Source organism: Vibrio mangrovi, assembly GCF_024346955.1.
Taxonomy (GTDB): Bacteria; Pseudomonadota; Gammaproteobacteria; order Enterobacterales; family Vibrionaceae; genus Vibrio; species Vibrio mangrovi.
The window spans coordinates 1,284,883-1,299,077 of record NZ_AP024883.1; the positions used below are offsets into that span (position 1 = coordinate 1,284,883).

The 14,195-nt window shown below is 43.9% G+C and carries 12 protein-coding genes; 6 read left to right on the forward strand and 6 right to left on the reverse strand.

Features of this window, described 5'->3' with window-relative positions; translation table 11 throughout:
• Positions 1 to 122: 122 nt before the first annotated feature.
• Both mlc and OCU74_RS05870 read left to right on the forward strand, forming a co-directional pair.
• Complete coding sequence (mlc, locus tag OCU74_RS05865; RefSeq protein ID WP_087480685.1) at positions 123 to 1,340, forward strand: sugar metabolism global transcriptional regulator Mlc; 1,218 nt, start codon at positions 123 to 125, stop codon at positions 1,338 to 1,340.
• A gap of 289 nt (positions 1,341 to 1,629) precedes the next feature.
• Complete coding sequence (locus tag OCU74_RS05870; RefSeq protein WP_087480686.1) at positions 1,630 to 2,574, forward strand: chemotaxis protein CheV; 945 nt, start codon at positions 1,630 to 1,632, stop codon at positions 2,572 to 2,574.
• A gap of 144 nt (positions 2,575 to 2,718) precedes the next feature.
• On the opposite strand, the gene OCU74_RS05875 is transcribed toward OCU74_RS05870, so the two are convergent.
• A complete protein-coding gene (locus OCU74_RS05875) occupies positions 2,719 to 3,462 on the reverse strand; it encodes a YciK family oxidoreductase (RefSeq protein WP_087480687.1) in 744 nt (247 codons plus the stop codon).
• A gap of 75 nt (positions 3,463 to 3,537) precedes the next feature.
• On the opposite strand from OCU74_RS05875, the gene sohB reads away from it, so the two are divergent.
• Both sohB and OCU74_RS05885 read left to right on the forward strand, forming a co-directional pair.
• Positions 3,538 to 4,599: a protease SohB gene (gene sohB, locus OCU74_RS05880; RefSeq protein ID WP_087480757.1), complete on the forward strand. Its 1,062-nt coding sequence runs from the start codon at positions 3,538 to 3,540 to the stop codon at positions 4,597 to 4,599.
• A 55-nt stretch (positions 4,600 to 4,654) separates the two neighbouring features.
• Positions 4,655 to 5,701, forward strand: a complete 1,047-nt coding sequence (locus OCU74_RS05885) for a GlxA family transcriptional regulator (RefSeq protein ID WP_087480688.1) — start codon at positions 4,655 to 4,657, stop codon at positions 5,699 to 5,701.
• On the opposite strand, the gene OCU74_RS05890 is transcribed toward OCU74_RS05885, so the two are convergent.
• A complete protein-coding gene (locus OCU74_RS05890; protein WP_159457411.1) occupies positions 5,587 to 6,828 on the reverse strand; it encodes an MFS transporter in 1,242 nt (413 codons plus the stop codon). The genes OCU74_RS05885 and OCU74_RS05890 overlap by 115 nt on opposite strands.
• A gap of 175 nt (positions 6,829 to 7,003) precedes the next feature.
• On the opposite strand from OCU74_RS05890, the gene OCU74_RS05895 reads away from it, so the two are divergent.
• Positions 7,004 to 8,074: an Hsp70 family protein gene (locus OCU74_RS05895; RefSeq protein WP_087480690.1), complete on the forward strand. Its 1,071-nt coding sequence runs from the start codon at positions 7,004 to 7,006 to the stop codon at positions 8,072 to 8,074.
• Positions 8,075 to 8,155: 81 nt separating this feature from the next.
• Here OCU74_RS05895 and OCU74_RS05900 read toward each other — a convergent pair whose 3' ends face one another.
• Entirely contained in the window at positions 8,156 to 9,262 is a 1,107-nt protein-coding gene (locus tag OCU74_RS05900) for an SO_0444 family Cu/Zn efflux transporter (protein WP_087480691.1), read from the reverse strand.
• Positions 9,240 to 9,686, reverse strand: coding sequence for a Zn(2+)-responsive transcriptional regulator (gene zntR / locus OCU74_RS05905; RefSeq protein ID WP_087480692.1), 447 nt, complete (start codon positions 9,684 to 9,686; stop codon positions 9,240 to 9,242). The genes OCU74_RS05900 and zntR overlap by 23 nt, the downstream gene beginning before the upstream one ends.
• 199 nt (positions 9,687 to 9,885) lie before the next feature.
• Between zntR and OCU74_RS05910 the strand changes: the two genes are divergently transcribed.
• Complete coding sequence (locus OCU74_RS05910; RefSeq protein WP_087480693.1) at positions 9,886 to 10,716, forward strand: HDOD domain-containing protein; 831 nt, start codon at positions 9,886 to 9,888, stop codon at positions 10,714 to 10,716.
• 111 nt (positions 10,717 to 10,827) lie between these two features.
• Here OCU74_RS05910 and OCU74_RS05915 read toward each other — a convergent pair whose 3' ends face one another.
• A complete protein-coding gene (locus OCU74_RS05915) occupies positions 10,828 to 11,517 on the reverse strand; it encodes a DUF2057 family protein (protein ID WP_087480694.1) in 690 nt (229 codons plus the stop codon).
• A 151-nt stretch (positions 11,518 to 11,668) separates the two neighbouring features.
• Positions 11,669 to 12,715 carry a porin gene (locus OCU74_RS05920; protein WP_087480695.1) on the reverse strand — a complete coding sequence of 349 codons (1,047 nt, stop codon included), beginning with the start codon at positions 12,713 to 12,715 and terminating at the stop codon, positions 11,669 to 11,671.
• Between the last annotated feature and the right edge of the window lie 1,480 nt (positions 12,716 to 14,195).

The following is a 14,195-nucleotide window of genomic DNA, read 5'->3' on the forward strand; positions in this document are numbered from 1 at the left end:
TTGACTCTCAACACAAACTTGATGCAACGTACGTGATGCCTGTCACGCTCGGATATCAAATCGCTTCACAATTACTTTGCAAAGTAAAAAAATTAGCAGGTTGTTGATTTCTGGAGCACATCATGTATACGGCTCAGCCAGGCCATATTGATCATATCAAGCAGATTAATGCTGGTCGCGTTTATAAGCTGATTGATCAAAAAGGTCCTATTTCACGTATTGATCTGTCTAAAGAGAGTGAACTTGCTCCGGCAAGTATCACCAAGATTACACGTGAACTGATTGATGCCCATTTGATCCATGAAACCACCGTTCAGGAAGCGATTAGTCGTGGCCGGCCTGCTGTCGGTTTACAAACCCGGAATGAAGGCTGGCAGTTTCTCTCTATCCGGCTGGGGCGGGGATATCTGACCATTGCATTGCATGAATTAAGCGGTGATGTCCTGATTGATACCAAAATCGACATTCACGAAGTTGATCAGGATGATTTACTGGCTCGTTTATTTCACGAAATCGAAGAGTTTTTTCTGACTTATACTCAACAGCTCGAACGGGTAACCAGTATTGCTGTGACACTTCCCGGTCTGGTGGATGCAGATAATGGTGTGGTATTGCAGATGCCCCATTACAATGTGCATAACCTTGAACTGGGAGCTGAAATTTATCAGGTGACCGGCCTGCCGGTTTTTATCGCCAATGATACCCGTGCCTGGGCACTGGCTGAAAAGTTGTTCGGTCATTCTCAGGAAGACGAGAATTCAGTACTGATTTCAATTCATAACGGTTTGAATGCCGGAGTGATAGTGAATGGACGTGTGTTGCAGGGAAGGCATGGGAACATCGGTGATTTGGGGCATATTCAGATTGATCCGCAGGGTTTACCGTGTCATTGCGGTAATCGTGGATGCCTGGAAACCGTAACGAGTTCGAAGGCTCTCCGGGAGCAGGCTATCGCGAGGATTGCAAACGGAGAAGAATCATCTCTGAGCCGACTGACGGAGATATCCATTGAAGATATCTGTATGGCCGCAGCTCAGGGCGATCCATTGTCGTGTGACATTATGGATCGGCTGGGAAGACATCTTGGACAAGCCATCGCCATTGTCATTAATATGTTTAATCCGGAAAAAGTTCTGATCGGCGGTGTCATCAATCAGGCAAAAGCAATTTTATACCCGCCAATGCTGAAGTATATCGAGACGCAAAGTAATCCTGCCTATCGGGATCAGGTGAAAATTGTCGAATCCCGTTTCTACAAACAATCGACAATGCCGGGAGCTGCATTGATTAAACAAGCGTTATATGACGGCTCGTTGCTGATGACCATTGTTGACAGGTAAGAGGTAAGATCACTGGCTGATTCCCTGTCATTGTCTATTTTCTGATTTATTCTCCTAGCTTTATCGCTTAATATGTCTCACAGTTAGTTAGTAAAGTATTTTTTACTATTTCCGATATGTTATGTATATCCGTCATTTGGCTATAAGCAAGCATCAGACTGAATCGGGAATGCTGATACCGGAAGCCTCATTGTGTCAATGAATACGAGATGCTGGTGGCTGGTGATGCATAACACCCGATGGCGTTTGGGTATATACTATTAACAGTTTTTAATTGGTGGAAGCTCGTATGTCAGGTGTTTTAAATACGGTTGACCAACGTACGAATCTCGTCGGAGAGAATCGTCTTGAACTGCTCCTTTTCAGTTTGAATAGTCGACAGATTTTTGCGATTAATGTGTTTAAAGTCAAAGAAGTGATTAAAGTTCCGGTTTTGACGAAAATGCCCGGTGCACATCCTAATATTACCGGTGTGGCTTCTCTGCGAGGAGAGCCCGTTCCCGTCATTGACCTGAGAAGAGCAATCGGCTTTCCTCCGCCGAAAACCGAGTCGGAAGAGCAAAACCTGATCATTACCGAATATAACCGGACTATTCAGGGTTTTCTGGTCGGACAGGTCCGGAATATCATCAATACTGCATGGACAGAGATTCAGCCTCCGCCGCGAACCGCCGGAAGGGCGAACTATCTGACGGCAATCACGCAGATCAAAGAGCAGGATCAGACGCACATTGTTGAGATTATCGATGTGGAAAAGGTTCTGGCAGAGATCATTCATTACGATGTTTCAATTTCGGCAGAAGTTCTGGATCAGAATCTGATGCCGGAAATGGTCGGACGAAAAGTTCTGATTGTCGATGACTCGGCAACCGCCCGGAATCAGATTAAAGGTACATTATCTCAACTGGGACTGGAGATTATTGAGTGCAGAGACGGGCTTGAGGCATATCAGTTACTCCGGAGCTGGTGCGATGCCGGTAAGGATGTGAACAAAGAAATTCTGTTTATGATCACTGATGCAGAAATGCCGGAAATGGACGGTTATAAACTGACCTATGAAATTCGTAATGATGAGCGGATGAAAGATCTGCACATTACGTTAAATACTTCACTGAGCGGCAGTTTTAATGAAGCCATGGTAAAAAAAGTCGGTTGTGATCGTTTTATTTCGAAATTTCAGCCGGATATGTTAGTTGAAGTTGCTCAGGATCGGTTGCGGGAAGTTTTATCCTGAATGTGGCTGATCTGTTTTCCTGTCTGAATTCCGGGTCAGTTTATGACCCGGAGTCATATCCAGCGTATGTTGACTATCCTAAGTCGATAGACTTATAAGAAAGCATTAAATCATCATGAAAGGTCAACATACCCTCAGTTCGCACTAATCTTTGGTTTGCGCGGCAATACACTCGCCGTGAACTGCCTGACCTTCAGGAGCCATGAGATAAATATATAACGGCATAATATCAAATGGTGTTTTCAATGTTTCCGGATCTTCAGCCGGAAATGCCTGAGCACGCATTCCTGTCCGGGTACCGCCTGGATTAATCGCATTGACCCGAATATTGGTTTCACTGAGCTCGTCTGCCAGTATCTGCATCATTCCTTCCGTTGCAAATTTTGAGATTGCATATGTTCCCCAGTACGCCCGGCCCTGATGACCGACTGTTGAGCTCGTGAAGACAATCCGGGCATCGTCGGACTGATGTAGTAATGGTAATAACGCCTGAGTCATCATCAGTTGTGAACGTACATTGACTTGCATGACATCATCGTAAGTCGAGAGTTCGATTTGCTCAAACGGGCAAAGTGTTCCCAGCAGACTGGCATTATGAAGAACACCATCCAGATGACCGAACTGGTCCCGGATCGTTTGTGCCATGTCACGATAATCCTGCTGAGTTGCTCCATGCAAATCTAAAGGAATAATGGCAGGTTTAGGTGCATCAAGAGATACGATCTCATCGTAAGTCTGCTCAAGTTTTCTTACCGTTCGTCCCAATAGGATCACAGTGGCTCCATATTGGGCATAACTGATTGCAGCCTGTTTTCCAATTCCGTCTCCGGCTCCGGTAACCAGAATAACACGGTCTTTTAGTGTGTTTGATGAAACAGAATAATTCATCTAGCCTCCTTTTGTTATGCTTTGTTGTTTAAGACAGTTACAATACACCAATTCGTATAGAAGAGGATGAGAACATTGGAATTTTTATTGGATTATGGTCTGTTTCTGGCCAAGATTGCGACGCTGGTTATCGCCATTGTCGCTTTACTGGTTATTGTGAAATCAGTCAGTGGTAAAGGCCATGGAGCTAAAGGCGAACTGGAAATTACCGATCTAACGGAAAAGTATAAACAGACCACGCATCAACTAGAAGAGTATATGCATGATGATGCTTATATGAAAGCGCGGGATAAAGCTGAGAAGAAAAAAGAGAAAGCCAAACATAAGTCTGCCGAAAAAGAGATCAAAAAGGCAGCAAAAGAAGGAGATCTGGAGTCTCAGCGGGAGCCGCACCTGTTTGTACTTGATTTTCATGGCAGTATTGATGCGAAAGAGGTGACCTCTCTCCGGGAAGAAGTTTCTGCAATTCTGGCCGTTGCCAAATCCGGGGACGAAGTGTTGCTGCGGCTCGAATCCGGTGGGGGTATGGTTCATGGTTATGGCTTGGCAGCTTCACAGCTTGATCGTCTGAAATCTGCCGGTTTACCGCTGACGATTGCAGTTGATAAAGTTGCTGCCAGTGGTGGTTATATGATGGCCTGTATCGCAGACAAACTGGTTGCTGCTCCTTTTGCTATTGTCGGTTCAATTGGTGTGATTGCCCAATTACCAAACTTTAATAAGCTGCTGAAAAAGCATGATATTGAATTTGAGCAACTGACCGCCGGTGAATTTAAGCGTACATTGACGATGTTCGGTGAGAATACGGATAAAGCCCGCGATAAATTTAAACAGGAACTGGAAGAGACTCACGTGCTGTTTAAGCACTTCATCCGGGAGCACCGTTCATCTCTTGATGTTGATAAAGTCGCTACCGGAGAACACTGGTTTGGAACTCAGGCGAAAGACTTAGGATTGATTGATGACATCCGGACATCAGATGATTTAGTTATGGATGCCTGCCAGCAGAAGAAGGTTCTTTCTGTCCATTACGTGCAAAAGAAAAAACTGACAGAGAAACTACCGGGAATTGCCGGGGAAGCGGCAGACCGCGTTTTGCTGAAACTGATCAGTCGGGGACAGCGTCCAATCGTCTGAGGAGAATCTTGCCCTGTACTCTTCCAGGGCAAGACTTCTTATTGATGGAGTGAGTATGGCAAGCCTGTATCAAGTCTATTTTCTGATTAATCCACAAATTCATTTACTGGATTTGGCCGGACCCGTTCAGGCAATTGATGAAGCCAATCGTCTGACACATCAGTTTGACACTCACTTTATTGGTTTTTCCGGTCAGATAGAGAGTCATCAGGGACTGTCACTGGCGCATATTGCCTCACCTCCGGACCAACTGCCGGAGCATGCCATTATTTTTGTCTGTGGTTCAAAATACACGGATGACATTTATACCGATGAGATTTCCCGGCAAAGTATCGACTGGCTGAAAAAAGCTATACGCCCCGATACTTATATTATTGGTGTGTGTACCGGTACTTTTCTGCTTGCCAAAGCAGGGTTGAGCCGGGGAAAGGAAGTGACGACTCATCATGATCTGGCCGGGGTTCTGGCGACTCAGTTTCCGGAAACTCAGGTTTTGGTTGATCGGATTTTTGTTCACAGCGGGAACATGATTACCAGTGCCGGTGTCACAGCCGGGGTTGATACGACGCTGTATCTTATCGGTATACTTTCTTCAGTAAAAACCGCCGTGGATGTGGCAAGAGAACTTGTTGTCCATCGTCGCAGAATGGCTCATGATCCTCAGATTTCCATGCACCTGAAACATCGTAACCATATCAGCCCGCTGATTCATGCTGTTCAGGATTATATTATGGAAAATCACCGCCAGCCGCTGACGGTCAGCGAGTTATGCCGGTACTTTCGGATATCACAGCGACATCTGCAACGGACGTTCAAGGAGCAGACCAATACCACGTTGCGGGACTATATTGCCGATATCCGTCTGTATGAAGCCAAGGGATTGATCGAAAATGGCATGGGTGTAGAGCAGGCTGCATACTTATCCGGTTTCCCGAATCCCACTTCATTTCGTTCACTGTGGAAAAAACGTTTTGCTTCACTACCCAGTCAGGCTTCTTCCCATTCTTCTCCTATCCTTGCTGTGGGTGATGCTGTACGGGATAACAGACCTGCGGCAAAAGCTGATAAACCACAGAATAGAACCAACAGTAAAACAACATAGTGATAGTGGGCGAAAACGTCATATAAAATACCGCCGGCTGACACAGTCAGGAAGACACTAAGCTGATGAGCGGTGAACAAAAAACCAAACAGACGCCCTTTCATCTGTTTGCCGAAGCAGTTCAGACACATCAGAGAAGTAATGATGACCGTTCCCATATAAGTGAGTCCGAACAGAACTGCAAAAGAAAGGTAAGCAATGCTTGAGTGTGTATCATAGATGAGTAGCAGTGAACTGCCCCGAATCAGATAAAGGATGGTTAAAAGTGTGGTCGGTGAGACGTTTCTCAATAACCAGCCAATAATGACTGCCCCACATAATTCTGCAATACCCAACAGGCTTAGAGTTGAAGCTGCCACTTCCTGATATGCAGTGATGGATGTGAATTGTTGCTGTATTAAGGGGACAAGGTGAACATCAATGAATCCCATTGAGGCACCACATCCGGCAAAAGAAATAGCCAGACAGATGAATACGGGTGTTTTCATCTGGTTCATCACTTGCCGTAGCGTCACCTGGTTTCTGGATTGTCCGGCATTTACAGATGGCTTGGGAAGTTTGCGATTGAGCAGGAGAATCATCGGTACGACGCCGACCAGAAATATCAGACCAATGATCAGGCAGATGGTTGACCATGAGATGAATCCGCTCAGCCAGACCAGAATAGGAGAGAGCAGGATGAAGCCAATTGCTGTCCCATTTGAGATCGCGGCGAAGGCCATTCCTTTTTGTCGCTGATGAAATACCTGATCAATAAACATTCCCAGTGGAACATAAGTCATGGCTGTCAGCGCATAGGCTGCCAGCACTCCGTAGAAAGGCAGGAATAATAGGTAACTGTCTGTGAATGTCAGAAGCAGAAAAACCACAACAGTCACTACTGCACCACTGAAGATCGTTGGAAGAGCACCATATCGATCGCAAATCCATCCGACGAGCGGAGACATCACTCCGACAGACAGACCAAACAGGGCGCCGGAGACAGACAATTCCCCCTGGCTGACGGAGAGATGTTCCGTCAGTGGAATAAAATAGATTTGATAGCTGCTTTTAATGGTAGATGCCAGAAAGGTGACACATATTCCGACCACGATCGTCAGGGTGAGTTGAAAACGGGTAAAAGCCAATGTGCAAACTCCTTTTGTTAAGACACATCCTATGAATGCCATCATTATTAGATAACCGGAAATTTAAATCCGGTGAAAATACGCCATATATTCAGCACATTTGTGCACTCACCCTGAGAAAATAGTGGTATATCGTGTAATTTAATATGAGTGCCGATATTCAAGGATGATGTATATGGTGAATCATGAATTGGCGATAGGAATTGATTTAGGGACAACTAACAGCGCGATTGCTGTCTGGAGAAACGGGCAGGCAGAAATCATCCCGAATTCACAGGGTAAATATCTGACACCTTCAGTTGTGAGTATGGATGATAATGAGCAGTTATTAGTTGGTGATGCTGCATATTCCCGGTTGATTACAAATCCCCATCAGACAGTTTCTGCATTTAAACGCTTTCTGGGAACAGAGAAATGTTATCTGCTGGGAGAGCAGCAGTATACACCGGTAGAGCTGTGTGCGCTGGTTCTGAAATCGCTGAAAGCTGATGCTGAAGTTTACTTAGAGCAATCCATTCGTAATGTTGTCATTGCTGTTCCTTCTTATTTTAATGACCAGCAGCGGGAAGAAATACACCGTGCTGCAGTGCTGGCTGATCTCTATGTTGTTCGTCTGATTAATGAACCGGTTGCAGCTTGCCTGGCCTATAGTCTTCATCTGACCCATGAACATCGGTTTCTGGTTTTTGATCTGGGTGGCGGGACATTCGATGTCACCGTAGTTGGATTACAGAGAGGAACGCTTGAAGTTCTGGCAGCCACCGGGGATCACCGGCTTGGTGGAGATGATTTTACGGCGGCTCTGAGCGTATTTGTCATGAATCAGCTGACATTAAACTCTGAGACGGTGCCTCTGGCGGATTTATCGAAGATATTTCAGGTTTGTGAACAGGCGAAACAGCATTTTTCTACGGAAACAAAGATTATTTTACCCGCGCCCTGGAATCAGGAAATTGTTGTTACAGAAGCTGAGCTTGAGCAGATATGGCAGGGTCTACTCAGACGGTTAGCTCTTTCCGTGAAGCAGGTATTATTTGATGCGCATCTTGAATCAAAAGATATTGATGAGTTGATTTTTGTTGGCGGTGCGACCCGGCTACGGGAAGTTTATCAGATGGTCATTCGTCAGGTGGGGCGCTTTGGCAGAATTGCCTGGGATCCGGATTTAGTCATTGCGATGGGAGCTGCGGTTGTATCGAGTGGAATGACTGTACAGACGATCGTCGGTCATTCACTTCAGGTATAAAACAGGAAGTATCGAGCAACAGAGAACAAAAACGTATTCTGTTCCGGTGTGGAGCCAGAATACGTTTGAGACCAACACCTCTTAGTGGCTATGGCTATGGCTATGGATTGAAGCTTTTTTGAAGCGTGAGTGGTAAACCCGTGTCAGGAGATCTTTTCCTACAGCTAATGCCAGTACAAACGCAGATAGAGCGGTAAGCCAGAGTGGCATGAGACTATTGCTGCTTCCCAGTTCGCTCTGAATATCGATCTGCCAGAGTTCGACCAGTGTATTGGTCAGATAACCAAAACCAATAGCAACGCCAATTACCCCAATCAGGTAACTGCTCAGAGCGTGCCAGCCCATTTCTTTACGGACAATCCCCAATGTTGCTACATTCGTGGCGGGGCCAGCCAGAAGAAAGACCAGCACAGCTCCGGGGGAAACTCCGGCCATTAACAAACCTGCGGCCAGAGGTGTCGAGGCTGAAGCACAGATATACATTGGAACCCCGATCAGAGCCATGACAATCATTGCCCAGGCACCACGGCTGATTTCTGCCAGTGCATCATAAGGGACGAGCGCAACAACGCAGGCTGATATGAGTAAACCAACTAACAGCCAGAGTGATAAATCGCCTAACAATTCAGTAAACGCATAAACCTGGCCTTGCCATATTCTGTGAGATATTGAATCTGGCTGATTCTGCGGATGAGACTGCTTGTGGCAACAGCAGCTACTACCGGAAGATTCACAGGAAGTTTGCTGTATATTTGTTTCCTGCGTATGAGATGTTGTTTTTTCTCCTGATAAGACTAAAACTGCGGCCGCAATTGATGAGCAAATAGCAGCGATTGGCCTGACAACCGTCATAAATGGGCCGAGTAGTGCATAAGAGATAGCGATTGAGTCAACACCGGTTTCCGGTGTTGAGATTAAGAAAGCGGTTGTTGCACCTTTGGATGCCCCGGCTCTGCGTAGTCCGACAGCTGCGGGAATGACACCACATGAACACAGAGGAAGAGGAATCCCCAGAATTGCAGCTTTGATGACCGGCCAGAACCCGTGGCCTTTTAAGTGATCTCCCAATCGATCACTTTTAATGAAAGTATGCAGCAGCCCTGCGATAACCAGCCCCAGTAATAACCAGAATGCTGCATCCAGCCATAAGTCAATAAATGCCTGACTAATGAGTTTTATTGTGTTCATGAGAAACTTCCTCAGTAGATTCGGTATCGGCCAGAGCAGTCAGAATGGTGCAATGTTCCGCAGAGTGAGAACCACCACAACAACGGTTATTGAGAATAGTCAGTGCGTCGTACATATGTTGCAGTTCTCGGATCTTCTGCTGAATCTCCTGCTGTTTTGCCTGAGTGATCGCTTTGACTTCTTCACAGGTGTGTTCGCCCCGGGCAATTTCCAGTTCCAGCAGTTCTCCGATTTCTTTCAAACTTAAACCCACACTCTGAGCTCGTTGAATGAATTTAAGCCGGTCAATACATGAGACATCGAAACGCCGGTATCCGTTGCTGTCTCTGCCAGCTTGCAATAGTCCCTGTCGTTCGTAGTAACGGATTGCTTCCGGAGAAATGCCCACTTCTTTCGCCAGTTGCCCTCTTTTGAGTGTAGTCATACGACATTCTCTCTTCGATATGATGTCATACTATGAGTTTAAACCCTGTATCTGGGTACAGGGTCAAGTATTTTTTATTTGATGAGAGCAGGTTAAGTGTTCATATCTGTTTTCTTACAGAGATACGGTGAGTATTTTGTTCATTTTTCACTCTATAGCCTAAGCTTCAATTGTAGAGTTTTGACTAGGAGAATAATAAATGAGCCGGACAGAAATGATAAATCGCTTGAATGAACTGCCACGTATTCAGGCCCTTTTACAAGAGCTTCTTGAGATGGTCAATCAGGAAGATATTGATTTTATAGCATTGGCCAAGAAAATCTCTATGGATCAGGTTCTGAGTGCACGTCTGCTAAGAATGGCAAATTCGGCTCATTTCGGTGGCAGCAAAACTATTTCATCGGTGAATGATGCATTGATTCGGGTTGGCATTGGAGCCGTGAAGACACTGGTTGTTGCTTCTGTCCTTTCCAGTGCTTTCAGTAGTGTGAAAACACTGGATATGGAGCAATACTGGATCAATACATTCGAAGTATCCGTGATTGCCAGCCAGTTAGCTCCTCTTGCCGGTGTGGATAAAAATGAGGCTTTCACGATTGGCGTGTTACATAATGTTGGGGAGTTAATGATCCATTCACTGGTTCCGGAGCAGGCGTTACAGATTCAGGATCGGGTTCAGGAAGGAATGGATCCATTTGATGCGCAAAGGGAGATTCTCGATACAACGGCGCCAGCATTGGGTGGTGAACTTGCGGCTAACTGGAAATTCCCGGATCTGGTTATCGATGCAATAGCACATTGTGAAACACCGGAGCAAGCAACAAAAAGTCCTCAGTACGCGACATTACTCCATTTTGCCCGGGATATTAATCGTTCCTGGGATATTCTGTCGGATGAAACACAGAAAGCTCAGTTTCTGGCACAACATCCGGATAGCCACAGTCTGAATGTTCCGGCAACTTTAGTGGCTGAACTGGATGCACACCGCGGAGAAGGTAAAGAGTTGGCTATGCAAATATCAGCGGCATAAATTAGGTTGATTCAGTCAATATAACGCACATCAAACTTAGTTGTATATTATAAAAAGGAGAGCGGAATTCATGCTCTCCTTTTATATTTGAGTAACTAAAATACAGGACCGTTACTCTTGATCGATAATCCACTTACGGAACACTTTTCGTTCTTGTTCTGTAGCTTTTTGATACCAGCGTTTCAACTGCGTCACATTCGGAGTATCTGCATGTGCCTGTTTCGCTGATGGTGTCGCTACTGGTACAGAATGGTGTTGTTTTACAGGTTGCTGAAGTGTTGTGATATTCTGGGCTTCTGGTGCTACGTCTGAATGAATGGCGGCAATACCTGAACCGGCATTGTAATTTTGTGCTTCTTGTGCGTAGTCGCGGCCAACCTGAATACCATTTTTATGCAGAGTATCTTCTGCCAGTACGACATTATTGCCGTTGTCATCAACTAACGTCCATTTCATATGTCCGATTTCTTCTCTGGCCTGAGTCAGGCTGCGGTAGGACGGTAGTTTAAAATGAAGATTGGTATCTGATGCTGCAAATTTTGCAATAATGACCGGACTGTAGGCGTGTCTGATATCTTCACCAATTTCAAAAGCAGGTGAGTATTTAAATACGATTTGGTTCACACCATTCTTTAAGGTTTCTTTATCTGAAGGGAATAAGCCACTTGCCATTTCAGGTTGTTTCGCATTGATCGCGAGAATATCAACACTATCCGGAATCTGTAATACAGTCTCAGCAACAGCTGTATATGAAATGACTCCAATTGAGAGAGTTAAGAGTAGTGACAATGATGTTTTCATCTTTATTCCTTGAATAGAGATTGTTATGAGTGAGAGGAACAACTTATATCAGAGTAGGGATAATCAACAGAAAGTTTTATAAAGAAGATGATGGTTATCGATATGGTAACAGCCCGAAGGCAGACGAGCCGTTACCATGATATTTTACCGATTACCAGTAAACACGGACACCGATGCCCCAGTAGCTATCGCTACCTATTTTATCTGAATCGTTTACACCAGTTTCAGCGTATAACTTCGTCCAGCTTGCATATTGATAAAACAAACCAGAGTATACGCCGTCAAAGTCGTTATTTTCCTGTTGGAAATCTTTAATATATTCGTAACCGCCGTAGACAGATAGTTTCTCGGTTAAACTATAAGAACCTGCGAGTGCAACAGAATCTGAAGTGAGCTTTGTGTTGGCTGCATTGTCTTCTAATTCGAGATGCCAATATGTGGTACCTAAATTCCAGCCATCACCTTTATAGTTCACGGTCAGCATTTCGTGTGTCAGTTCCTGACTGTTCACGGTTGTTGTTTTAGATTCAACCGTATACGTGTTACTGCCACTTGTGATACTCACATCTTTGGTCTTTGTCGTGGTCGTTTTATTTTCCTGATAGCCAACACCACCGTACAACTCTACATTACCGAAGGTTGTTCCTGCATATAATTCAGCGGTTGTCGGATCATCATTACCGTTGTCATATGAATAAGCCACTTTTAACCAGCCTGCTGAACCTTCAAGCGTATACTTGATCATCGCATCCTGCAGCCAGTTCATTTCATAGCCTTCGGCCTGAGCTTCGGGAAGCACACTATAACCTAAGCCAATCCAGTCGTTCTCTACGCCCCAGACATCATCGCTCAGAATACTCTGTTTACCGACGGTAATTGTGCCCCATTCCTTCGAAGCAAAACCAAGATAGTGTTTACGGCTTGTGCCACTATTGCTTTGACCGATACCGAATTCAACGGTTGCCAGTACATCAATATCATCAGTGATTGTGTAAATAGAATTAACCCCAGCCCGGGATGAACCTGAAGATAAAGTGGTGTTTGCATCATCACTTTTATTTCCCCAGTCCACCTGTTTTAATTCTTCACGGAGCTGGCCGTAAAAATCTACGGATGCGGCATCTGTTTTGAGAATTTCAGCAGCATTAACCACATTGGCTGCTGAAAGCACTGCTAGCGCTATAAGCGTTTTTTTCATAATAATCCATTACCTTTTTTATTTAAAATCGAGAAGTCCTTTCTGGGTTCCCTGTATTTTTAGTAACAATGTTGCATCTGCAATTATTGACTTGCGTCACTAATTCGGGATATTAGATTGCAAAAGATAATTATATGTGTCAAGTGACAGAGTTGTTTGTTGCCTATCGGATATTATTTTTTTAAAAAACATATAGTTAAATGTTATTTTTGTGTGGGTTTGGTTTGATTTTGTGAGTTTCTGATGAGAAAGCCAAAAAATAATATAAGATGATGAATTAGATATATATCTGGGAAATTTTAATTTTGTAACGTCCGGTCGGTTGTTTATAGTACATTGAATGTTAAATTTGGGTTTATATTTTTGTCCTATATTTGTTAGTGCGAAATGTATCATGAATATTTATTTTTGTGATTTCCTTCAATTTTTATGGGTTTAAATATTAACAATAAGAAAAAGATAATAGTCCTGAAATTTCAAAACAGAGTGAATTTACAGTTTAGCCAGTGAATATTTGATAACTTTTTTCATAAGAATTTCACAAAATTATTGCTGCAATTCCGGAGTCTCATTTGGTTTGACCACATCATCAGCAATCTACCGGTAATATAAAAACAGAATGATATGGAACTGGTGCCATAAATATGCAACTCATTAGATTAGATGGATGAAGATCATCATTTCTCCGGAAATTTTATAACTGGCTACTGCGTGGATTCAGTTGTGTCATCCGGTTATCGGTGTGTTGTTTTCCAGATCTTCATTATGTTGAAATCTCAGAATATGAAGGACTAGTTATGTCTGCTAAATGCTCAAATCACAACAGGTCACATTCCCGGCAGAACTCCGGAGGAACGACTCACACTGAATTAGAAAATAAAATTATGATGGCCTTAAATAATTTGAAGGATGTGTATCAACACTTGAGATTATTACGGGATCATAATTGGTCAACGGACACTCTGGCCTCTGTTTTAGATCAATTGCGGGAGAAACGGTTACGGAGACCGGTATATAGTAAATCCTAAAATCGGACAGCAACGATTGGTTCATTATACCAGAGAGCATACGTTAAGTTGTTTACTCTTACTGTGTGTTCTCATAAAGGATGGTGTGTTCTCATAAAGTGTGTGAGTCTGGCCGGTCAGAATGTCATGTGAATTAAGTATTGCTGAGGATTATGCCAATAGAACCGTTTCATTTTTTAAGTCATAACTGGGTTGAACTATCGTATTTTTAAATTCATTTATATAGCCATTTTTTGATAAATATCATAGTGATTCATTTGCAATATATGCGGCTGGATGTGTGTTGTGATATTGACAGAAAAAATCATACGTCATTCATTTCATATTAGTATTTCTAATTATAATCTCCTCTATATATCTAAGTATCTATATATCTAAATGGCATCAAAATACAGGCTTTAAGTCTCTTCGGATATTTATCCCTGTTTGGTGCCAGATCCTGACGATCAATC

Excerpts from the sequence above, each read along its gene's own strand:
- mlc (WP_087480685.1), top strand. The coding sequence starts at position 123 with ATGTATACGGCTCAGCCAGGCCATATTGATCATATCAAGCAGATTAAT.
- OCU74_RS05870 (WP_087480686.1), top strand. The coding sequence starts at position 1,630 with ATGTCAGGTGTTTTAAATACGGTTGACCAACGTACGAATCTCGTCGGA.
- OCU74_RS05875 (WP_087480687.1), bottom strand. The coding sequence starts at position 3,462 with ATGAATTATTCTGTTTCATCAAACACACTAAAAGACCGTGTTATTCTG.
- OCU74_RS05885 (WP_087480688.1), top strand. The coding sequence starts at position 4,655 with ATGGCAAGCCTGTATCAAGTCTATTTTCTGATTAATCCACAAATTCAT.
- OCU74_RS05895 (WP_087480690.1), top strand. The coding sequence starts at position 7,004 with ATGGTGAATCATGAATTGGCGATAGGAATTGATTTAGGGACAACTAAC.
- OCU74_RS05900 (WP_087480691.1), bottom strand. The coding sequence starts at position 9,262 with ATGAACACAATAAAACTCATTAGTCAGGCATTTATTGACTTATGGCTG.
- zntR (WP_087480692.1), bottom strand. The coding sequence starts at position 9,686 with ATGACTACACTCAAAAGAGGGCAACTGGCGAAAGAAGTGGGCATTTCT.
- OCU74_RS05910 (WP_087480693.1), top strand. The coding sequence starts at position 9,886 with ATGAGCCGGACAGAAATGATAAATCGCTTGAATGAACTGCCACGTATT.
- OCU74_RS05915 (WP_087480694.1), bottom strand. The coding sequence starts at position 11,517 with ATGAAAACATCATTGTCACTACTCTTAACTCTCTCAATTGGAGTCATT.
- OCU74_RS05920 (WP_087480695.1), bottom strand. The coding sequence starts at position 12,715 with ATGAAAAAAACGCTTATAGCGCTAGCAGTGCTTTCAGCAGCCAATGTG.